The following is a 20,629-nucleotide window of genomic DNA, read 5'->3' as shown; positions in this document are numbered from 1 at the left end:
GGTGCTAACCGTATACATCGTTTACTGCTAATTGCGATGCATAAGGGTGAGCCATATGAGGTTACAATTTTATACTCGCTGCAAAGGTCGTCCCGAAAGGGGCGACCTTTTGCATTTTAATAATAATTTTCAGCAGGCACACTTGAAATGTAGTATACTGTTTTTAGAAGATAATGTAATAGTCAAATCGCCGGTTGAGATTGCCATAGTTGAATGGTTGGAAGTAGCTGCAGTATTTGGCCGGTAGGAGATTACATTAAACGTATTAATGGTGATTAGGTATAAGCACAGGAGGATATTATATGAGTATAGAAGTGGGATTAAAAGGTGAGGCAACGGTCGTTGTTAATGAGCAAAATATTGCCAAAACTATGAAAAGTGGTGCTCTTGAAGTATTTGCTACGCCCGCAATGTGTGCCCTTATGGAAGAGGCGGCCGTAGCGGCTTTAAAAGGACAGTTACCGGACGGTGACGGTACGGTTGGTATTTCGCTCAGTATTTCCCATGATAAAGCCTCAGCTTTGGGGGTGCAGATTCGTGCGGAAGCGAAGGTAACAGCTGTGGATGGCCGTAAAATCAGCTATGAAGTGGCTGCCTATGAAGGTGATACTTGTATCGGTAAGGGAACGCACGAACGATTTGTTATCAACAATGAAAAGTTCATGAGTAAATTAAAATAGGAAGTTTAATGGTGACGTGCCGGAAACATAATGACGTCGAGCCGGAAACATAATAGCGCCGTGCCGGAAGCATTGTGGAGCTAGTGTTGGAAATATAATGGCGCTAGTGTTGAAAACGAAACATAAATTCTGTAATATTGAATTATTTTCTCAATAAAAATGTCCGAATGGAGCCGAGATGTAGCTGTGGCTACCGTTTTAAAAGAGGATGAGGTATACAATAAAGATACCCCATCCTCTTTGTTTTACAAAGGTTACAGACTTTTAGTGCACATCGATAACTATCGTTTAAGTGAAAGCTATAGATTCTTTGCTTAAATTTCATAATTGAAAATAACTGTCAATTATATTGACAGAACAGCGCTTTGATTGTATGATGAATTAAGAAGATAGTTAGCTTAATTATTTTAAAACCAAGTCATAGTAGCTTGGTAAAAGCTACTATTCATAAATCCGGATTTACTAGTATGACAGCCTTGAGAGCAAGTGTTCTCCTGAAAACATTGAGAGGCAGGGTGAACTATGGTAAGCGAAATAGATTCTATTATCGGTTATCATTGTGCGCCGGCAATACGGGGAATCAAGGTGGCGAATCTTGTGGCCATTCTACGAGATATGGATTTGCATTTGACAACGGCTTTGTCGGCGTATAATGAGAAATTTAATGATCGCGGTTTGTTCTTTTATGAACTGTGTCATTGCGATCGGCGAAGATTATTGTTGGTGTTCCGCAAACGAATGTTAGAGGAATATTTACGTCGTCCCGAACATGCTGCGTTTTTAAAACTCTACGGCTATTTGCCGACAGAATCTTTGGAAACGTGGTTTGAACGCTTAAAAGGTCGTTTGGAAGAACGGATGGACTTTCCTCATGAAATCGGTCTGTTCTTGGGCTATCCACTCCACGATGTACGCTCTTTTATTCGTATGAAAGGCGCGGGCTATAAGCTTTGCGGCGAATGGAAAGTCTATGGCAATCCTATGTCCGCCATGCATTCGTTTCACTGTTTTCGGGCATGCAGAAATTACTGTCATACCCAGCTTTTAAATGGTAAACAATTAGAGTCTTTGGTAGCCGTAACGGCATGCTAGTAGGAGGTAATCACATGATTGGTGTAATTTATTGGTCTGGTACAGGTAACACACAAGCAATGGCAGAAGCAATCGGTAAAGGTATTGCCGGTGCAGGTCAAGAAGTAGTCGTTAAATCCGTGTCTGAAATTTCCGCTGATGAAGCAGTTGCATTCGACAAATTAGCTTTAGGTTGTGCCGATATGGGTGCTGAACAATTGGAAGAAATGGAATTCGAACCATTCTACACAGCTTTGGAACCTAAATTATCCGGCAAAAAAGTAATTCTTTTCGGCTCCTATGGTTGGGGCGGTACTTGGCTCGAAGATTGGGCTGAACGCGTAAAAGCAACCGGTGCTGAAATCGTAGCTGATAACTTACCTGTTTTCGGTGCTCCTGATGATGCTGCTTTGGCAGACTGCGAAGCACGCGGTAAAGCTTTGGCTGAAGCATAAAATTAGAATATACAATAACTTAAAATAGTACATAGCAAAATTTTGTTGTGTAAACATATTAGAGGCTGTAATTGTAAGATTACAGCCTCTAAGCATATATAGGTAAGAGGATACTAGTTTATAGGGGGATTAGTATTATGGGTTATTCATTTTTCAAAAAGGGGATGGCCGCATTGGCGGCGATTGCCTGTACTTGTGGTGTAAGTGTTGCAGGGGCAGCATGGGTGGGAAGTTTAGTGGCAAGTGACAATTATAATTTATATTGGGGTGGGAGTTACGCGAATGTAACCAACACGGGAAGCAGTAGAACTACAGGGTATAATACGGCTTTAGGCAAAGGTACATCGGCAGGTATGTCTGTTGACAAGAATTGGACCGGAGAATATACAACTACAACAAGCCAAACCTATTCGTATGGCATGGCTTGGGGCAACGAATCGCGAGCCGCCAATAATTTAGCTACTGCGTTCGGGTTGAAGTCGGTGGCTACCGGCGTAAAAGCAACTGCTTTTGGTGAAAAAACTTTGGCATCCGGTGAGACCGCCACCGCCTTCGGACACTTAACAACCGCATCCGGTGATAGAGCGACAGCGTTTGGTTATAGCACGACTGCTTCAGGCATTGCGTCAACAGCTTTTGGGGCAGAGAGCACTGCATCGGGACAAAGTTCGGTTGCTTTTGGTCAAAAAACTACAGCCAGTGGCGAAGCGGCAACGGCCTTTGGTCAGGAGTCAGTGGCAAGCGGCCGATCGGCTGTAGCTATGGGTGAGCATTCTGAAGCTAAGGCCACTAACTCGTTAGCCGCTTTAGGTGGTACAACGATGGAAGGGGCGACAGGTTCGGCCGCCATCGGTATCGGGGCTGTAGCAACGGGGGAAAATTCAGTAGCTTTAGGTAATGGTGCTGAAGCCACTTTGACTGATTCAGTAGCTCTAGGTAGTGGCGCTGTAGCGGATCGCACAGCCGGTCAAGACGGCTATTTGAAAACCGACGAACGTACCGGTGCAGCCTGGACAGCAACGGCTAATGCAATTTCTATTGGGAATGTAAATGCTGTCGATGATGATGGCAATGCGGCGCCTGTTACACGTCAAATTATTGGTGTAGCTGCCGGTTCTCAAGCTACCGATGCGGTTAACGTGGCGCAATTAGAAGCGGCAACTAAAGGGCTGGCAACGGAAACAAAACTGAAGGCTACTGATGATAAAGTAACAGCTCTTAATGGTCAGGTTGGTACGCTGAATACGCAAGTAGGCGTATTGAATACACTAACCGGTGAAATAAATACACAGGTTGGCGCATTGAACACACAAGTGGGAACGCTAAATACAGTAACCGGTGAACTGACTTCTCATGTAGGGCTGTTAGATACCCGTGTGACAACGTTGGATGGTCGCTTAGATTCGGTAGATACTCAGCTTGACACATTAAATAGTCAGGTTGAAAGTGTAAATAATCGAGTTGATAATGTAAATACGCGCGTTAATCAGTTGGATAACCGAATCAATAAAGTGGGGGCTCATGCGGCAGCCTTAGCAGCGTTGCACCCGCTGGATTATGATCCGGCATATAGATGGGATTTTGCTGCAGGGGTTGGCAATTACAAGGATGCCAATGCCATGGCTGTAGGCGCTTTTTATCGACCTAATGGTATTACTATGTTTAGCGTGGGGACGACTTTTGGCGGCAGCGGTAGCATGGTTAATGCTGGTATCTCACTTAAAGTGGGGCCCGGTGTAAACAATGGCACAACGCGTTCTAATCTGTTGGATACTGTGCAGAATTTGAAAGCTGAAAATGAGGCCTTAAAAGCGCGCGATAATGCGCAAGATAGTATTATTGCTCAGCTACGCCAAGAATTAGATGCCCTCAAGGCTAGTTTGAGTAAATAAAAAAATATGGAAGGATATGCAATACAAGCTTAAAATTTGGTTGTAATAAAATATATCCTAGGACATAAAAATGCGGTTTGAAGATAAGTTGCTTCAAACCGCATTATTGCTTTATTTTATTTTTTCAAACCGTTAATGAATCGTTCGATTCGATTTAGCGCTTCCTGAATGGTTTCGCGAGATGATGCATAGGAGCAGCGGATGCGGCCTTTACCGCATTCGCCGAAAGCAGAGCCCGGTACTACGGCTACATGTTCCTGCTGTAATAATTGAACGGCGAAGTCAAAGTCGCTTAAACCGCAACTTGAAATATCAGGGAATACATAGAAGGCACCTTCCGGTACAGCGATGGGAAGGCCCATCTTTTGGAAGCCTGCAACAATTAAATCGCGCCGTGCTTCGTATTCTTCACGCATAGCAATTACGCTGTCGTCGCATTCGTTGAGCGCCACAATAGCGGCATGTTGAATCGGGGTAGCCGGGGCCACGATACTGTACTGGTGAATTTTGATGGCCTGCTCAATGATTTCCGTAGGAGCCAAGAGAAAACCGATACGTAATCCGGTCATGGCGTAAGCTTTGGAGAAACCGTTTAAAATAAGCGTGCGTTCTTTCATGCCCGGTAAAGCGGCAATGCTCGTATGAGTGCGACCATAGGTCAACTCGGAATAAATCTCATCACTTACAACGATGAGGTCATGTTTTTTCACAACCTCCGCAATGCCTTCCAGTTCTTCCCGTGTTAAAATGGCGCCGGTCGGGTTACTTGGATAACCCATGAGTAACACTTTAGTTTTAGGAGTAACCGCTTTTTCAATGGCAGCCGGTGTAATTTTGAAGCCTTCTTCCAAATGAGTCGGCACCATGACAGCTACGCCTTTATTTAGTTTGACTTCCGCCGCATAGGCTACATAGGATGGGTCCGGAATGAGGACTTCGTCCCCTTCGTCGAGTAATACACGCATAGCCAAATCGATGGCTTCGCTAGCGCCGACGGTGAGCATCATTTCGTTTTCTGTATAGTCAACGCCATAGCGCTTGCCGTACCATTTGCGAATGGCCGTGCGAAGCGGTAATAAGCCGGCGTTACTGGTATAACTTGTTTCTTTATTTTCGAGGCTTTTGATAGCGGCGTCCAGTACTTTCTGCGGTGGTGCATAGTCCGGTTCGCCAACGCCTAATGACAGCACATTGTCCATGGCTAAGGCCATCTCCCAAATTTTACGAATGCCTGAAGCAGGCAATTCTCGTGCTGTTTTTGAGATGTAATTGTTCCAATTCATAGTATGTTCCTCCTTAAATACGACTCAATATGATAGGCAAATCTTCTGTGTCACATTGAGGCTCTCTTTTCTCTTTTTATAGTGTATCATAAAATACTTATAACAAATAGTAATTTGTTGAAGGATTAGTCACATTGAAGGGCTATATATAGAAATTTATTGAATTATTATCTATAATAAATGGCCAATTTATAGTAAAATAATACTTTAGAGATGTATGTAAAAAGGAGGCAAAAATGGAGACCTTGTGTAATGAGCGGTTTGTGGTGACCTATCAGATAGAAGCGCCAAGCTATGAAGAGGCGAAAGCCATTGCTTGGGGTGTACAAGTGGAACAAACCATTGAATTTCCTTATGATTTTGTAACTAATGAAGATATTAAACGCGATATAGTGGGGCGCCTTGAATCGTTGGAACCTACCGGTGACGGCAAATATTATTTGGCTCGCATTTCCTATGGTGTGGAATGCAGTGCTTTTGAAGCTACTCAATTTTTGAATGTGGTGTTCGGTAATTCGTCTTTGCAGCCCCATATTTGGGTAGTGGACATTGAGCTTGCACCATCGCTGATTGAGCACTTTAAAGGCCCGCGATTTGGTTTAGCGGGAATCCGTGAATTGGTGAAAACGCCAAAGCGCGCTATGATACAAGCGGTTATTAAGCCGATGGGGACGTCACCGGCCAAACTGGCGGACATGTGCAGAGCCTATGTGCAGGGTGGGGCCGATGTCATCAAAGACGATCATGGCATTACGAATCAACCGTTTTGTACGTTTGAAGAGCGAATCAAGCGTTGTGCAGCCGCTGTAGCTGAAACAAATGCACAAACCGGGCATCATACGTTGTATGCGGCCAATGTATCGGCTGACGGTGAAGCGGTGTTGGAGCGAGCTCATTATGCAAAAGCCATGGGCGCTACGGCGTTAATGGTGGCACCAGCATTAGTCGGTTACGGTTGGCTCAATCGTTTGGCTACCGATGATGAATTAGGTTTGCCGATTATTACGCATCCGGCCATGATGGGCGGCTTTGCCTTACCGGGAATTTCCGGTATTGCCGATTATTTATGGATGGGCTTATTGCCACGTTTGTTTGGTTCCGATATGTCGATTTTTGTGTCCTATGGCGGTCGTTTTACCTTTACGGCGCAGCAATGCCAACGTATTTCCGCCTACTGTACGAATCCGATTGCAGGTTTGAAAGCTACGTGTCCTTCACCGGGCGGTGGTGTTACGGAAAAACGTTTGCCGGAGTTACTGGATATTTACGGTCCCGATACGATGTTCTTAGTCGGTGGCGATATGTTCCGTCGCGGCCCCGATTTGGCGGCCAATATGAAGGCTTTTGTTGAGTTATTAGCTCAGCACAGTTAAATTTACAGGCGGTGTCAGAATCTTAGCTTGAACTGTGTGAGTACAGTTTGTTTATGATGTGCACCAACTGTTTTATACAAAGAGAAAGAGAGACAAAAAATGAGTTCAAGTGAGTTGAATACTGAATTGCAGACTAAACTGTCTGCCTTGGAGGCTACTTTACAACGCATGGGGAGCGCTGTAGTGGCATTTTCCGGCGGCGTAGACAGCACTTTTTTAGCAGCTGTAGCACATAAGGTCCTTGGCGATAAGGCTGAGGCATTTACGGTGAGTTCGCCAACCTTGCCGGAGAAAGAAATTGAAGATGCCAAACGCTTTGCGAAGGCGATAGGTATTAAGCATACGGTAGTGGAAATTAACGAATTGGAAATGCCCGATTTTACGCGCAACGATCCGGATCGTTGTTACTATTGTAAAAAGAATCGTTTTCAGAAGTTAATCGACTGGGCGAAAGAACAGGGTATTAACGGTGTTCTTGACGGCGGTAATTTGGACGATACAAAAGACTATCGCCCCGGCATGCGTGCTTTGGAAGAGCTTGGCACCGTTCGCAGCCCTTTGTTGGAAAACGGCTTTACCAAGACTGATATTCGCGCCGTAGCGAAGGCTTGGGACCTAGAAGTATGGGATAAACCAAGTTCACCATGCTTGGCTACGCGTATTCCTTACAATCATGAGATTACCGGCGAAGCGTTGACGATGATTGAAAAAGGCGAAAAGTATTTGCATCAATTCATTGACGGTCCTTTGCGGGTGCGATACCATGAAGGTATGGCACGCATTGAAGTAAGTCGTGAAGATTTTCAGATTTTTGCCGATGATGAACGGCGTGAGGCGATTCGTAAAGCCTTTGAAGAATTTGGTTTTACCTATGTGAGCGTCGATTTACAAAGCTTCAAGAGCGGGAATTTGAATCGTGAAGTGAAACAGTAATACGAGCCGAGCAAGAAACGAAAGTAACGAAATTAAGCTATAAAGTAAGAAGATATAAAAATTTTTAAGAAGTAAAAAGTAAGAAGTAAGAAGTAAGAAGGAGTTATTTTGGAAGGCAAAGAAGTGACAAATGCAATGACGGATCGAGCCCGTGCTATAGCGGCGGCTTACGAAACTTTAGAGTCTTCGGAAGCTCCGTTTGCCGTACATGTGCTGGCCAGTGGCAGTCAAGGCAATGCAACGCTTATAACATACAAAAATACCACAATTTTAGTAGATGCCGGCATCAGTGCCCGGCGCATCACCAACGGTCTTAAAGCGGTCGGTTTAGGCCTCGATAAATTAAGTGCTATCTGCATTACCCACGAGCACACCGACCACATGGCGGGGCTACCGCAATTACTCAAACAGTGCCATGTGCCTGTGTATACCAGAGCGGGGACGATGCGCGAACTCGTAAATCGCAAGAATCTTGATACCAAGGCCTTTTGCGTTTTGACGAAGAATAATTTCACTATCGGTGATTTACAAATAGAGACGTTCCGCACCAGTCATGATGCGGCGGACCCTATGGGGCTCAGTTGTTATAACGGCAAGCATAAATTGACCTTTATGACCGATACGGGACTGGTGGATGACACTATGTTAAAAAACATGGATGAAAGTGATTTGTTGGTTTTAGAAGCGAATTACGATCCGCAAATGCTCAAGTACGGACCGTATCCTTTTGATTTGAAAAAACGTGTAGCCGGCCCTTACGGCCATTTAAGTAATGAACACGCGGCGCAAGCATTACTCATGATGAAGCGTCCGGAACATTTGCAAGTAGTTATGGCTCATCGTTCTGAAAAGAATAACGAACAAGCTGTGGTAACCGATACGGTGACGACGGCGCTAACGGCGGAAGGGCTTATAATGAAGCAGGATATAACAATTTTTCACGGTCAACCGAAAGAAATGGTAACAATCCGTGCGTAGCTGATTCTTAAGTCAGGAGGTTTATTATGGATAACAAAAGAAGAGGCTTATTTATTCTGTTAGCGATAGTGCTTATTATTGCAGGCGTTGTAGGTGGTTATTTTGCGGGAGACTTTTTAGGCAATACCAAGAGTACCACCCAGGAGACTACGGCGGTCACAGCCGATGGGACTAAAAAAGCGGTACCTCTTTCCGATAATCGCAATACGGCGATTGTGTCGGCGGTTAAGAAGGCCGGACCGGCTGTGGTAGGTATTACCACTAAGGTGTATGATCGTAATATTTTTGACCAACAAGTATTGGTTGGTGAAGGCGTAGGCTCCGGGGTTATCATCGATAAAGCGGGCTATATCGTTACTAACTATCACGTAGTAGCGCAGGCGAATAATCGCCGGGTTACGGTGTCCTTAAGTGACGGTTCTTCGCAAACCGGTACCATTGTGGGCGTCGATCCGTTGACCGACTTGGCAGTCGTTAAAATTAATCCGACTGAAAATATGCCGGTTGCTACTTTGGGCGATTCCGACCAATTGCAGGTTGGTGAACCGGCGATTGCCATCGGTAATCCGTTGGGCTTAGAATTCCAGGGAACTGTTACAGCCGGTGTTATCAGTGCCTTGCATCGTACGATTAATATGGAATCGCAACGATTCCCGCTGATTCAAACGGATGCGGCCATTAATCCGGGGAACTCCGGTGGCGCCCTAGTTAATGCAGATGGCGACGTTATCGGCATTAACAGTGCTAAAATCTCGCAGACCGGTATTGAAGGCATGGGTTTCTCTATTCCTATCAATGAAGTGAAACCGATTGTTAAAGAGCTGATTGAAAAAGGTAAAGTAGTTCGTGCTTACTTAGGTTTAGGTCTTTTGGATAAACAAAATGCGGCGAAATACGGCTTACAGCTTAAAACAGACGGTTTATTGGTAGCGCGTATTTATAGCGACGGACCGGCCGCTAACAGCGATATCAGTGAAGGTGATATCATCACAGCGGTAGGTGAGAAATCTATTACCAATTTAATGCAGTTGAAACAAATTTTAGATAATCATAAACCGGGCGAATCGTTGGATCTTACGGTGCTCAGCAATGGTGCTGAACAGACGGTATCCATTACTCTTGGCACATTGCCGGATTCAACGAATTAATAAAATTACGGGGAGGCAGGTGTAATCTGATTTATGAAATTTACCGTATTAGCCGTAGGCAAGCTTAAAACCGCTTATCTGCGCGACGGGGTAGCCGAATTTGTGAAACGCCTTACGGTGTATGGCGGTGTGACAATTACGGAATTGAATGAAAGTAAATTGCCCAGTGCCGATGATAGCAAGCGTCAGGCTATTGTGGCGGAGGAAGGGGAACGATTGCTCAAACAAATAAACCCGAAGAGCTTTGTCGTTTTACTGGACGTGAAGGGCAAGACCATGTCGTCGGAGGCCTTGGCGGAAAAGATTGCCGACTTGGAAGTACAAGGTATCAGTGAAATGACTTTTATCATCGGTGGTGCCTTTGGGGTGTCGGAAGGGCTTAGGTCGCGAGCCGATTTAAGATTATCTTTCAGCCCCATGACCTTTACCCATCAAATGGTGCGGCTCTTATTGGTAGAACAGATTTACCGCGCTTGTAAAATTAATCGTCATGAACCTTATCATTGGTAAGGGAGCAGATGGAGGTAATAGAGTGACAGATAAAGTAGATACAACAAATAATGAAGCAAATGCCAATTTCAGTGGCATGCCGAGTCTGGAAACGCTCTGGCAGGTGCAACAGAACGAGGGCAGTGACGGATTTTATAAAACCTATATTGATGCCGCTAAGACGGCGCAGACAATCATTCACAATAACTTGGCCTTATTACAGCAACAGGCCGCTGTATTGGCCGAAGCTGTAGCTGCCCTTGATATGCAGATAGCGGTTGCGGCGGAATTGAAAGAGCGGAATGATTTTTTGCAAAAAACATTGGAAGAGGTTGCGAATACGACCCGCATAGTGAATTCAACCTTAGGGGCCTACGCTGATGCGGCTATGTCCATTCAAAAGTTGGAAAAAGGCAATTTTACACCACAATACATTATGCATCGCAAAGAAGAGTTGGGCATGCAAAGCGGCGATTTGACGAAGTTATTGGTTGAGTTCAGTCGCTATGCGCAGACCTTTTTGGACGCCTTGGCGAGTGAAAGCAAAACGGCGAGTCTCATCAAAACCGAAGGTACAGCGGGAGATGTAAATCATAAGGTATTGAAGGTAGCTTACCAGTCATGGCTCCAACGATCGTTTGATGTAAACAAAATTTTGGAAGGGCGTCTCGTATTCATCAGCGGCCTTTTGGAATCTTTGAAAAAGGATCTTACCACACTTCAAGTAAGTCAGATGGAACTTGATGTGCAGGAGCGTGCCAGGCAGGTTGCGGCGCGACGCTATAAGAAACAGGTGGAAGATGTAAGAGACTATGACGACTTGGAAGGACAGTACCGCAATCGTTATGATGAGGAGGGCAATTTAATCGGCGTTGACGAAGGCGGTGAAGGCGGCAATCGTCGCGGTTGGCAGGTTGTCATTGTATTTACCGTCATTGTGTTGGCAGTGATTGCTTATTTTGTACTAAAATAAACACTTGTTTTTCACTAAATAAAGATAAAAATAAATTATATAGCAGGATTTTACGACTATATTGTCAAAGATATATATATATAAGTTGTAATTGCGATTAGTGCAGAATTAAAGGGTTTGAAATTAAATGATTTAAAGTTTTTACAATCAGACTTAGAATTTGATGCTTTTACATTCAGCACTAATAGTAAATTTTGTAGTGAGGGAGGTAATCCTATGTTAATCGCTGAAGCTATGAACAAATATCCCGCAACAATCAGTAAAGAGTTGTCAATCAATGAAGCAGCAAAGTTGCTTGTTAAATATCAGGTAGCCGCTTTGACCGTAGTGGATGAAGATAATAAATTAATCGGCATCATCACAGAAGGGGATTTACTTTATAAAAAGATTCGCCCTCATGCACCGCACTATGTCAATGTTTTGGGTGCCAGCATCTATTACAGTGGCATTGGCGAATATAACGCTCAGTTCAAGAAACTCTTGGCCGCTCATGTAGAAGAATTAATGACTACCGAAGTTATTACGTGCTCGCCAAAAGATGAAGTGGAAGGTGTAGTGGCCACTATGCTGGAAAAACATTTGAAGACCGTGCCGGTAGTTGATGAAACTAATACGGTAGTGGGCGTGTTCAGTCGCCGCGACGTAATGGAATTGATTGCGAAAGAAAATTAAAATAAAATCGCTACTTTTATCACATAAAATTGCATACATTCAAATTTTATGATAAGATAAGGAATGCAATATTATAAAACAGAAATTTTGGGCATTTAGCCCTCAAGGAGGACATATTTTCATGAATGCAACTGTAACCCCTGTTGATCAACATAAGGTAACCTTAACAATCGAAGTACCTGCTAAAGACGTAACCAAAGGTATTCAGCAAGCTGTAAAACGCATTGCCGGCCAGGTAAATATTCCGGGCTTCCGTAAAGGTAAAGCACCTCGCCGTATTTTAGAAATGAACTTCGGCAAAGAAGCTATTTTGGAAGAAGCTTTTGACGTAATTGCCGGTCGCGCTTACCAAGAAGCTTTGACTGCTAATGAAATCATTCCTGTAAGTGAACCTGAAATCGAACGCGTAACGTTTGAAGAAGGTAAAGATTTAGTGTTCAAAGCAACTCTTACTAAACGCCCTGAAGTTACTCTTGGCGAATACAAAGGCCTTGAAGCTGAAAAACAGGATGCTACGGTAACTGATGAACAGATTCAGGAACAGTTAGATAATATCCGCAACCAGCAAGCTAAAATGGTAGTATCTGATGCAGATGCTAAATTACAGAAAGATGACTTTGCTGTTATCGATTTTGCCGGTTCTATCGACGGTAAACCTTTTGACGGTGGCGAAGGTAAATCCTACCCGCTTCAAATCGGTTCCGGCAGCTTCATCCCGGGTTTTGAAGATCAATTGATTGGTCATGCAGCCGGCGATGATGTAGAAGTTAAAGTAACCTTCCCTGAAGATTACTTTGTAAAAGAATTGGCTAACAAAGAAGCTGTATTCAAAGTTCATGTTCACGACATTAAACGCAAAGAATTGCCTGAATTGAACGACGAATTCGCTAAAGAAGCCAGCTCTTATGAAACTATGGAAGAATTAAAAGCTGATCTTCGCAAAAACATGGAAGAAGACGCTGCACATCGTGCTATCGATGCTTACAATGCTGCTATTATTGAACAGGCAGTTAAAAATGCATCCGTAGATATTCCTGAAATCATGGTAGACGATCGCGTTGAACAGATGATTCAAGAAATGGCTATGAATTTGGAAGGCCGTGGCTTGAAATTGGAAGACTATTTGAAATTCTCCAACAAAACTATGGAAAGCCTTCGCGAAGAATACAAAGCTAATGCAGCTGAAAACGTTCGCGCCGATTTAGTATTGGAAGCAATTGCTAAAGCTGAAAATGTAGAAGTAAAACCTGAAGATATGAACATGGAAATCTACATGATGGCTCAACAATTCGGGGCAGATCCTAAAGAAGTTATGAATATTATTGTTAAAGAAGGCCGTGTAGCTATGTTGAGAAATTCTGTAGCTCGTAAAAAAGCCGCTCGTTTAATCATCGAACAGGCTAAAGGCGCAGAATCCCAGGATAAATAATCCACGGGCTATATAGGTACATGGACCCATGAGGTAAAAATTTTATGTATGTACCAATCGTTGTAGAACAAAGCGGACGTGGCGAACGTTCCTATGATATTTATTCTCGTTTGTTAAAAGACAGAATTGTCTTCTTGGGCGGTCCTATTAATGATGATGTGGCTAACCTTGTTATTGCACAATTACTGTTCTTGGAAGCGGAAGACCCTGATAAAGACATTCATTTGTACATTAACAGCCCCGGTGGTGTAGTAACTGCCGGCATGGCGATTTATGATACAATGCAATATATTAAGCCGGATGTATCTACCATTTGTGTAGGTTCTGCAGCCAGCATGGGTGCTGTATTATTAACCGCCGGTGCTAAAGGTAAGCGTTATGCATTGCCTCATGCCCGCGTGATGATTCACCAACCGCTTGGCGGCGTACAAGGTCAGGCTTCTGAAATTGAAATTCATGCTCGTGAAATTTTGCGCATGCGTGAAGAATTGAATGGCTTATTGGCATCTCACAGTGGGCAGCCGATTGATGTTATCGCCCGTGATACGGATCGCGACAACTTCATGAGTGCCGAAGATGCTGTGAAATACGGTTTAATTGATGAGGTATTGACTCGTCCTGTAGCAACAGACAAGTAATTAGGAGGACTCAGCTTGAAAAAAGACGAAAAAGAAACGTTGCGTTGTAGCTTCTGCGGGCGCACCGGCGACGAAGTTCGTAAATTAGTGGCAGGTCCTAATGTATATATTTGTGACGAATGCGTAGAAGTTTGTCAGAATATTATTGATGAGGAACTCGGTCATAGTGATGAAGCAGGGTTTTCATTAAAGCATGTACCTACGCCTCATGAAATTAAGGCTTATTTAGATGAATATGTAATTGGTCAGGAGGCTGCTAAAGTCTCCCTGGCCGTTGCTGTTTATAATCACTATAAACGGTTGCAGGTAAATAATACGGTGGATGATGTAGAATTACAGAAAGCCAATGTGTTGTTTATCGGACCAACCGGTAGCGGTAAGACGTTATTGGCACAGACTCTGGCAAAAATGCTGGAAGTTCCGTTCGCCATTGCTGACGCTACCAGCTTAACCGAAGCCGGTTATGTAGGTGAAGATGTAGAGAACATTTTGCTTAAACTCATTCAGGCTGCTGATTATGATGTGGCCAAAGCAGAGCGCGGCATTGTGTATATCGATGAGATTGACAAGATTGCTCGTAAATCTGAAAATCCGTCCATCACTCGCGATGTATCCGGTGAAGGTGTGCAGCAGGCATTGCTAAAAATATTGGAAGGTACGGTTGCATCTGTGCCACCTCAAGGTGGGCGTAAACATCCGCACCAAGAATTAATCCAAATTGACACCACGAATATCTTGTTCATTTGCGGCGGTGCATTTGATGGCCTCGAAAAGGTTATTTCTAAACGCACGGCTAAGAAGACATTAGGATTTGGTGCCGATATTCAAAAACAGGAAGAAAAAGACGTATCTGCTATTTTGAAGGAAGTTGTTCCGGAAGATTTGCAGAAATTTGGCCTGATTCCTGAATTTATCGGACGTTTGCCTGTAATGGTAACGCTCGATCCTTTAGATAAGGAAGGCTTAATTCGCATTTTAACAGAGCCTCGCAATGCATTAACGAAACAATACGAAAAGATGCTCTCTTTGGAAGATGTATCCTTAACGTTTGAGAAAGATGCTTTAGAGGAAATTGCGGCTGAAGCAATGAAGCGTAATACGGGAGCTCGTGGATTACGATCCATCATTGAGAAAGTAATGAAGCAAGTCATGTATGATATTCCTTCGCAAAAGGGTGTTACTGACTGTATCATTACCCGTGATGCTGTGAAAGGCACAGCTGAACCTATACTCAAGAATGAGTCTGCCGTAAAGGGCATGAATTAATTGTAAGTCTAAGAAACTCATTTCCTTTGGAATGAGTTTCTTTTTGTAAATATAAACTTGAAAAGGAGCCTATATGAGTGAGACGAATTTTTCGCTGCCTTTAGTACCGTTACGCGGTATGGTAGTGTTCCCAAAAGTAGAAGTTCGACTGGACATCGGTCGTGACAAATCCATTCGGGCCGTTGAAGAAGCCATGGCTAATGAGCGTTTGCTCGCCGTATCCGCTCAATTAGATGACGAAGTGGAGAACCCGACACAAAAGGATATTGCCGAAGTAGGGACCATCGTCAAAATCAAACAAATGCTACGCTTGCCGGGGGGCTTGGTTCGCATTTTAGTTGAAGGTATTGCCCGCGCTAAAGTGGTTGATATAGATAAAAGTGGCGTATATTATCGCGCCACTATGGAAACTTTGGTTTCCCAGTATGACGATCATGTAGAAATTGAAGCCTATCGTCGTCTGGCTCAGTCCAATTTCTTGAAATGGGCCGAAGAAACCAAACTTGTTACGGAAGATGAAATTCGCCGTGTTATGGAGCGCACCGATGCCTCTGAAACGGCTGACCAAATTGTACAATTCTTACAGACGGAACTCGTTACGCGCCAAAGCTTTTTGAGCGAACTCAATGTGTTACGTCGTTTAAATATGGTTGTAGGCGCCTTGAATATGGAACTTCAAATCTCTGATTTGGAAAACTCCATTAATAACCAAGTGCGTCAGCAGATGGAAAAAGCGCAGAAAGAATACTTCTTGCGTGAAAAAATCCGTGTAATTCACAATGAATTGGGCGATAAATCCGATCCTGATGAAGAAGCGGAAGAATTGCGTGAACAGCTTAAGAAAATTAATGTATCCGACGAAGTGCGTGAACGTATTGAAAAAGAAATCAGTCGTTACAGCCGCATGCCGTCCATGATGCCGGAAGCAAATATTTTGCGCAATTACCTCGATTGGGTATTATCCCTACCTTGGGATAAAGTAAGCGAAGACCGTCTCGATATCGGTGAAGCAGCTAAGATTTTAGACCATGATCACTATGGCCTCAAAAAGGTTAAGGAACGTATCTTGGAATTCTTGGCGGTACGTAAATTATCCGATTCCCTGAGTGGCTCTATTCTTTGCTTGGTAGGACCTCCGGGGGTTGGTAAAACATCCTTGGCTACGTCTATTGCTAAAGCCATGAATCGTAAATTTATCCGCGCTTCCTTGGGCGGCGTTCGTGACGAAGCGGAAATCCGCGGTCATCGTCGTACCTATATCGGTGCTTTGCCGGGCCGTATGATTCAGGGCCTTAAGAATGCAGGCACCCGTAACCCGGTATTCTTGTTGGATGAAATTGACAAATTGGCATCCGATTATAAAGGCGATCCTTCGTCCGCATTATTGGAAGTGCTCGACCCTGAGCAGAACAAGACGTTCAGCGATCATTTTATTGAAATCCCATTTGATTTCTCCGATGTATTCTGGATTACCACGGCTAATGTACCGGGCAATATTCCGGCACCATTGATGGACCGCATGGAAGTGATTGAATTATCCAGCTACATGGAAGATGAAAAATTGGAAATCGCTAAACGTTATTTAGTGCCAAAACAAATTAAGAAAAACGGTTTAAGCGGTCATAATGTGAAATTATCCGATGCGGTACTTCGCAAAGTAATTTCTGAATATACTCGTGAAGCCGGTGTTCGTACTTTGGAAAAAACGATTGCCAAGATTTTCCGTAAATTGGCTTTTGAAATTATCAACGGTTCGGAAGCAACACCGCGTGTAACCGTTAAAAACTTGTCCAACTATTTGGGGGCGCCAATCTATTTGGAACAGGAACGGGAGAAGAATGCTCAAGTCGGCCTCGTTTGCGGCCTTGCTTGGACATCCGTGGGCGGTGTCGTACTTCATTGTGAAGCGACCACTATGCCCGGCAGCGGTAAGTTGTCCTTAACCGGCAGCCTCGGTAAAGTCATGCAGGAATCCGGTCAAGCCGCCTTATCCTACATCCGTCATAATGCTAAGGAGTTAGATATTCCGGCAGACTTCCATAAAACTATGGATTTACATGTACATTTACCGGAAGGGGCCACCCCTAAAGACGGTCCGTCCGCCGGTATTACCATGACATTGGCTATTGTATCGGCTTTAACAAACCGTAAAGTTCGTTCCGATTTAGCTATGACCGGCGAAATTACTTTGCGCGGTCGCGTCTTGCCGATTGGCGGTTTGAAAGAAAAATTATTAGCAGCTTTACGCTACGGTATTAAAGAAGTATTGATTCCGCAAGGCAATATTAAGGACCTTGAAGAGATGCCGACATCTGTTATTGAAGGCCTTAAAATTACGCCGGTAAAAACAATGGATGAAGTGTTAGCAAGAGCATTTGTAAAATGATGAAGCAGAAGAAAAACACACCAAGACAACCAAAACCTGTATTTACCCGTAAAGAGCCGCAAGGACCTCGTATTATTGCGTCCAAATATGTGGCTTCTGCCGTACGCTCCGACCAATATCCGGAAGGGGATACGGTGGAAGTGGCCTTCTTGGGCCGCTCCAATGTGGGCAAATCTTCTTTGATTAACTCGCTGTGCAATCACCGAGGCCTTGCCTTGGTGAGCGGCCAGCCCGGTAAAACGAAGACGATAAATTTTTTCACAATTACGTCCAAAGAGGATATCAGTGAAACCGAAGAACGCCGTTATGAGTGGTTCTTGGTGGATTTGCCGGGTTATGGGTACGCAAAAACTGATAAGAGTAATCGAAATATATGGTCTTCCTTTATTGCCGATTATATTTTACAATCAGAACGACTGATGTTGCTCTGTTTGTTGGTAGACGGTCGTCATCCGGAATTACCAATCGATCAAGAAGCTTTCAATTGGCTTCGTGAGGCCGGGGTACCGTTACAAATTGTGGTGACGAAGGTTGATAAATTAAACAGTAAGGAACGACAACAAAACATGCGCTTTATTAAGGAGAATTTCCCTTGTGAAGCACCGGCTATTCCGTACAGCTCGCTTAAGCATACGGGCCGTGAATTGTTGTTGAAGCGTATTAATCAAGTGATTGTGGGGGTCGACGAATGAGTTTGGAAAAAGAACTGGCATTAATTGAACAAGTAAAAGCAGACCTCGTAAAAGTGGAAGCCTATTTGGCGGAGTCCTTGCAAACCGGTTCTGAAGATTTTAACCGCTTAATTCGCCCCATTTCGGCGGCCGGCGGTAAACGCTTAAGGGCTCGGTTATGTCTGCTTATAGCCGGTGCCGGTGAAGCATCGGAAGCGGATCGTGTCCGTATTGCCGCAGCTGTAGAAATGCTGCATTTAGCCACATTGATTCATGATGATGTACTCGATCAGGCTGCAGTTCGCCGTGGAGCCAAAGCCATTCATTGCAGTAAGGGCAATAAGGTAGCCATTTTAAGCGGTGACTACTTATTTGCCAAAGCGTTTGATGTGGTGGCACAAATTGGTTCGGTAGCGTGTTTACATGTTTTCTCGTTTATTATTTCCGCCTTGGTGGAAGGGGAATTCATGCAGATGGAAGATGTGTATCGTCTCGATCAGGGCATTGAACGTTATTTGACGAAGACCCAAAAGAAAACGGCTGATTTTATAGAAGCTTGTTTGGAATTGGGCGGCATTCTCGGTAAATGGTCGGAATCCGAAATTCGTTTAGTAAAACAATACGGTCATGGCCTGGGCATGGCATTCCAGATTACCGATGATATCATGGATTATGCTGCTACTGCTGAAACAACGGGCAAACCGGTGGGCAAAGACTTACGTGAAGGTCTCATTACCTATCCGTTATTATCTGTTATTAACGAGGCTAATAAAGCGGAAGTCACTAAAGCCGTGCAAGCTATTGCTGACGGTCAGGCGCCGGATGAACTGATTGCTTATGTGGCGGCTCAAGGCGGGGTGGCCAATGCAGAAGCATTGGAAGCCGATTATCGTCGTGATGCCCACGAAGCATTAGAGGCTTTGCCTGATTTTGCCGGTAAAGCTGTCCTTTATGAAGTATTGGATTCATTGGCTGATAGAAAGGTGTAATATATGGAATCGTTTCAGGTACGTGATTTTAATGACCCGAAACGAAAGCCTTCCTTGAATAGTGTTTTGGCGCAAAAAGAACGCCTAAAGGCAGCCGAACGAATTCGCCGCGGTGAAGTAAATGACGAAGCGTCGGCTGAGGAGTTGAAGGCTGTATCTGGTGATGTAGCGACTGTTGATCTCGCTGCGACTGAGTCGCAGTATACACCGCTGGAAGAGCAGATTATGGCTGAAAATAAAGCCATGTCCTTAGTAGGTCACCTGGGTGAACTGCGTAAGCGGATAATTATTTCGGTCCTCGCTATTTTGGTGGGCTTTTGTGTCGCCTATTATTATGTAGATGATATATTGGCCATGATTGTGGCGCCGGCCGGTAAACTGTACTATATGCGTCCGACGGAAGCTTTTTTTACCTATATGAAAGTAGCTTTTGTGGCCGGCGTTATTGCAGCCTCACCGGTGTGGCTCTATGAAATATGGGTCTTTGTTATTCCGGCACTAACACAACAAGAGAAAAAATTAACCAATTGGTTTTTACCGTTTGCGATTATGCTGTTTGCTATTGGCATCGTGTTTTCTTATGCTTTGGTATTACCGGTGGCCATTAAATTTTTCATTGGTTTTGCCACCGATGAATTGCAGCCCTTATTTTCTATCGGGCAATACTTAGATTTTGTCATAGCTTTTGTGCTACCTTTCGGATTCATATTCGAATTGCCTATTGTTATGATTATTTTGGCCAAACTGAATCTGATTACGTCGGATTTTTTGCGCTCCAAACGAAAAATCTTTATCTTCCTGTTCTTTGTTATCGGAGGATTCATATCGCCGACACCGGATATGTTTTCGCAGACTATGATTGCCATGCCGATGATTATTCTTTATGAACTAAGTCTCTGGATGGTAGCCAAGGTGATGAAACGGTAAGTAAAAATTGACAGGTTGGACATTTTTAGATATTATGAGTAGAGATACAGTTGTTTAAATTCTCGTATATCAGGTAGGGCCTGATTACCGTATGATTACAGCCGTATTAATTGATATTTGTATAACAAAGCTGAGATAAGGAAAAATCTTCTCATAGCGTGGCAGAGAGCGTTGGTAAGGTGCGAGCAACGTACGTGAAAGGAAGAGGGTAGCCTTTGAGCTGACTTGATGAAGCAATCTTTGGATTGTGTGTAGTTTTGTCCGGTTAACCCCGTTAGAGGTAATGAGTGATTGCAACGGCAATAATCTAGGTGGTACCGCGGAAGTTAAGCCCTTTCGTCCTAATGGACGAGAGGGCTTTTTTTATATCATAGAG

General features: G+C 44.0%; 19 protein-coding genes and 1 other annotated feature. Of the genes, 18 read left to right on the top strand and 1 reads right to left on the bottom strand.

Translation table 11 applies throughout. The features are described 5' to 3' along the window. The first annotated feature begins 302 nt into the window (after positions 1 to 302). The 4 genes from E7204_RS07060 to E7204_RS07045 all read left to right on the top strand — a co-directional run bounded on the left by E7204_RS07060 (position 303) and on the right by E7204_RS07045 (position 4,098). Entirely contained in the window at positions 303 to 680 is a 378-nt protein-coding gene (locus E7204_RS07060; protein WP_295183065.1) for a thioesterase family protein, read from the top strand. Between the two features lie 522 nt (positions 681 to 1,202). Next, on the top strand, positions 1,203 to 1,772 hold the full coding sequence (locus E7204_RS07055) for a DUF3793 family protein (protein WP_295183063.1): 570 nt from the start codon (positions 1,203 to 1,205) through the stop codon (positions 1,770 to 1,772). Positions 1,773 to 1,786: 14 nt separating this feature from the next. Further along, complete coding sequence (locus tag E7204_RS07050; RefSeq protein ID WP_295183061.1) at positions 1,787 to 2,206, top strand: flavodoxin; 420 nt, start codon at positions 1,787 to 1,789, stop codon at positions 2,204 to 2,206. Positions 2,207 to 2,343: 137 nt separating this feature from the next. Continuing rightward, the gene (locus E7204_RS07045) at positions 2,344 to 4,098 is read left to right on the top strand and encodes a YadA-like family protein (protein ID WP_295183059.1); all 1,755 of its coding nucleotides are present in this window, start codon (positions 2,344 to 2,346) and stop codon (positions 4,096 to 4,098) included. Positions 4,099 to 4,214: 116 nt separating this feature from the next. Here the strand turns inward: E7204_RS07045 and E7204_RS07040 are convergent, their stop codons facing one another. Next, positions 4,215 to 5,381: an aminotransferase class I/II-fold pyridoxal phosphate-dependent enzyme gene (locus tag E7204_RS07040; protein WP_295183057.1), complete on the bottom strand. Its 1,167-nt coding sequence runs from the start codon at positions 5,379 to 5,381 to the stop codon at positions 4,215 to 4,217. 245 nt (positions 5,382 to 5,626) lie between these two features. Between E7204_RS07040 and E7204_RS07035 the strand changes: the two genes are divergently transcribed. From E7204_RS07035 to tatC, 14 genes are all read left to right on the top strand, one after another. After that, a complete protein-coding gene (locus E7204_RS07035; RefSeq protein ID WP_295183091.1) occupies positions 5,627 to 6,754 on the top strand; it encodes a RuBisCO large subunit C-terminal-like domain-containing protein in 1,128 nt (375 codons plus the stop codon). A 99-nt stretch (positions 6,755 to 6,853) separates the two neighbouring features. Beyond that, positions 6,854 to 7,687 carry an ATP-dependent sacrificial sulfur transferase LarE gene (gene larE / locus E7204_RS07030; RefSeq protein ID WP_295183055.1) on the top strand — a complete coding sequence of 278 codons (834 nt, stop codon included), beginning with the start codon at positions 6,854 to 6,856 and terminating at the stop codon, positions 7,685 to 7,687. A 108-nt stretch (positions 7,688 to 7,795) separates the two neighbouring features. Beyond that, positions 7,796 to 8,665 carry an MBL fold metallo-hydrolase gene (locus E7204_RS07025; protein WP_295183053.1) on the top strand — a complete coding sequence of 290 codons (870 nt, stop codon included), beginning with the start codon at positions 7,796 to 7,798 and terminating at the stop codon, positions 8,663 to 8,665. A 26-nt stretch (positions 8,666 to 8,691) separates the two neighbouring features. Beyond that, entirely contained in the window at positions 8,692 to 9,813 is a 1,122-nt protein-coding gene (locus E7204_RS07020) for a trypsin-like peptidase domain-containing protein (protein ID WP_295183051.1), read from the top strand. A gap of 33 nt (positions 9,814 to 9,846) precedes the next feature. Then, on the top strand, positions 9,847 to 10,323 hold the full coding sequence (rlmH, locus tag E7204_RS07015; RefSeq protein WP_021841719.1) for a 23S rRNA (pseudouridine(1915)-N(3))-methyltransferase RlmH: 477 nt from the start codon (positions 9,847 to 9,849) through the stop codon (positions 10,321 to 10,323). Positions 10,324 to 10,345: 22 nt separating this feature from the next. Then, positions 10,346 to 11,275, top strand: coding sequence for a hypothetical protein (locus tag E7204_RS07010; RefSeq protein WP_295183049.1), 930 nt, complete (start codon positions 10,346 to 10,348; stop codon positions 11,273 to 11,275). A 216-nt stretch (positions 11,276 to 11,491) separates the two neighbouring features. Next, on the top strand, positions 11,492 to 11,947 hold the full coding sequence (locus E7204_RS07005; RefSeq protein ID WP_021841717.1) for a CBS domain-containing protein: 456 nt from the start codon (positions 11,492 to 11,494) through the stop codon (positions 11,945 to 11,947). Positions 11,948 to 12,068: 121 nt separating this feature from the next. Beyond that, entirely contained in the window at positions 12,069 to 13,376 is a 1,308-nt protein-coding gene (tig, locus tag E7204_RS07000) for a trigger factor (RefSeq protein ID WP_295183046.1), read from the top strand. A gap of 44 nt (positions 13,377 to 13,420) precedes the next feature. Further along, positions 13,421 to 14,014 carry an ATP-dependent Clp endopeptidase proteolytic subunit ClpP gene (gene clpP / locus E7204_RS06995; RefSeq protein ID WP_127059188.1) on the top strand — a complete coding sequence of 198 codons (594 nt, stop codon included), beginning with the start codon at positions 13,421 to 13,423 and terminating at the stop codon, positions 14,012 to 14,014. A 15-nt stretch (positions 14,015 to 14,029) separates the two neighbouring features. After that, the gene (clpX, locus tag E7204_RS06990) at positions 14,030 to 15,280 is read left to right on the top strand and encodes an ATP-dependent Clp protease ATP-binding subunit ClpX (RefSeq protein WP_021841714.1); all 1,251 of its coding nucleotides are present in this window, start codon (positions 14,030 to 14,032) and stop codon (positions 15,278 to 15,280) included. Between the two features lie 73 nt (positions 15,281 to 15,353). Further along, positions 15,354 to 17,666 carry an endopeptidase La gene (lon, locus tag E7204_RS06985; protein WP_295183043.1) on the top strand — a complete coding sequence of 771 codons (2,313 nt, stop codon included), beginning with the start codon at positions 15,354 to 15,356 and terminating at the stop codon, positions 17,664 to 17,666. Then, positions 17,663 to 18,358, top strand: a complete 696-nt coding sequence (yihA, locus tag E7204_RS06980) for a ribosome biogenesis GTP-binding protein YihA/YsxC (RefSeq protein WP_295183041.1) — start codon at positions 17,663 to 17,665, stop codon at positions 18,356 to 18,358. The genes lon and yihA overlap by 4 nt, the downstream gene beginning before the upstream one ends. After that, entirely contained in the window at positions 18,355 to 19,326 is a 972-nt protein-coding gene (locus E7204_RS06975; protein WP_295183039.1) for a polyprenyl synthetase family protein, read from the top strand. Before yihA ends, E7204_RS06975 begins: the two co-directional genes overlap by 4 nt. A 3-nt stretch (positions 19,327 to 19,329) precedes the next feature. After that, positions 19,330 to 20,253 carry a twin-arginine translocase subunit TatC gene (tatC, locus tag E7204_RS06970; protein WP_295183037.1) on the top strand — a complete coding sequence of 308 codons (924 nt, stop codon included), beginning with the start codon at positions 19,330 to 19,332 and terminating at the stop codon, positions 20,251 to 20,253. A 123-nt stretch (positions 20,254 to 20,376) separates the two neighbouring features. Then, positions 20,377 to 20,600 (top strand) — a binding site (T-box leader). The last annotated feature ends 29 nt before the right edge of the window (positions 20,601 to 20,629 follow it).

This window comes from Veillonella sp. (assembly GCF_015058545.1).
Lineage (GTDB): Bacteria > Bacillota > Negativicutes > Veillonellales > Veillonellaceae > Veillonella_A.
Note: the sequence above shows the minus strand (reverse complement) of the source record. Positions and strands in the feature narration are given on the sequence as shown.

What these genes read in the sequence shown, in the direction of transcription:
- lon (WP_295183043.1), top strand. Translation starts at nt 15,354, where the DNA reads ATGAGTGAGACGAATTTTTCGCTGCCTTTAGTACCGTTACGCGGTATG.
- E7204_RS07050 (WP_295183061.1), top strand. Translation starts at nt 1,787, where the DNA reads ATGATTGGTGTAATTTATTGGTCTGGTACAGGTAACACACAAGCAATG.
- tig (WP_295183046.1), top strand. Translation starts at nt 12,069, where the DNA reads ATGAATGCAACTGTAACCCCTGTTGATCAACATAAGGTAACCTTAACA.
- E7204_RS07055 (WP_295183063.1), top strand. Translation starts at nt 1,203, where the DNA reads ATGGTAAGCGAAATAGATTCTATTATCGGTTATCATTGTGCGCCGGCA.
- E7204_RS07020 (WP_295183051.1), top strand. Translation starts at nt 8,692, where the DNA reads ATGGATAACAAAAGAAGAGGCTTATTTATTCTGTTAGCGATAGTGCTT.
- E7204_RS07005 (WP_021841717.1), top strand. Translation starts at nt 11,492, where the DNA reads ATGTTAATCGCTGAAGCTATGAACAAATATCCCGCAACAATCAGTAAA.
- E7204_RS06975 (WP_295183039.1), top strand. Translation starts at nt 18,355, where the DNA reads ATGAGTTTGGAAAAAGAACTGGCATTAATTGAACAAGTAAAAGCAGAC.
- clpP (WP_127059188.1), top strand. Translation starts at nt 13,421, where the DNA reads ATGTATGTACCAATCGTTGTAGAACAAAGCGGACGTGGCGAACGTTCC.
- tatC (WP_295183037.1), top strand. Translation starts at nt 19,330, where the DNA reads ATGGAATCGTTTCAGGTACGTGATTTTAATGACCCGAAACGAAAGCCT.
- E7204_RS07060 (WP_295183065.1), top strand. Translation starts at nt 303, where the DNA reads ATGAGTATAGAAGTGGGATTAAAAGGTGAGGCAACGGTCGTTGTTAAT.
- rlmH (WP_021841719.1), top strand. Translation starts at nt 9,847, where the DNA reads ATGAAATTTACCGTATTAGCCGTAGGCAAGCTTAAAACCGCTTATCTG.
- larE (WP_295183055.1), top strand. Translation starts at nt 6,854, where the DNA reads ATGAGTTCAAGTGAGTTGAATACTGAATTGCAGACTAAACTGTCTGCC.
- E7204_RS07040 (WP_295183057.1), bottom strand. Translation starts at nt 5,381, where the DNA reads ATGAATTGGAACAATTACATCTCAAAAACAGCACGAGAATTGCCTGCT.
- E7204_RS07045 (WP_295183059.1), top strand. Translation starts at nt 2,344, where the DNA reads ATGGGTTATTCATTTTTCAAAAAGGGGATGGCCGCATTGGCGGCGATT.
- yihA (WP_295183041.1), top strand. Translation starts at nt 17,663, where the DNA reads ATGATGAAGCAGAAGAAAAACACACCAAGACAACCAAAACCTGTATTT.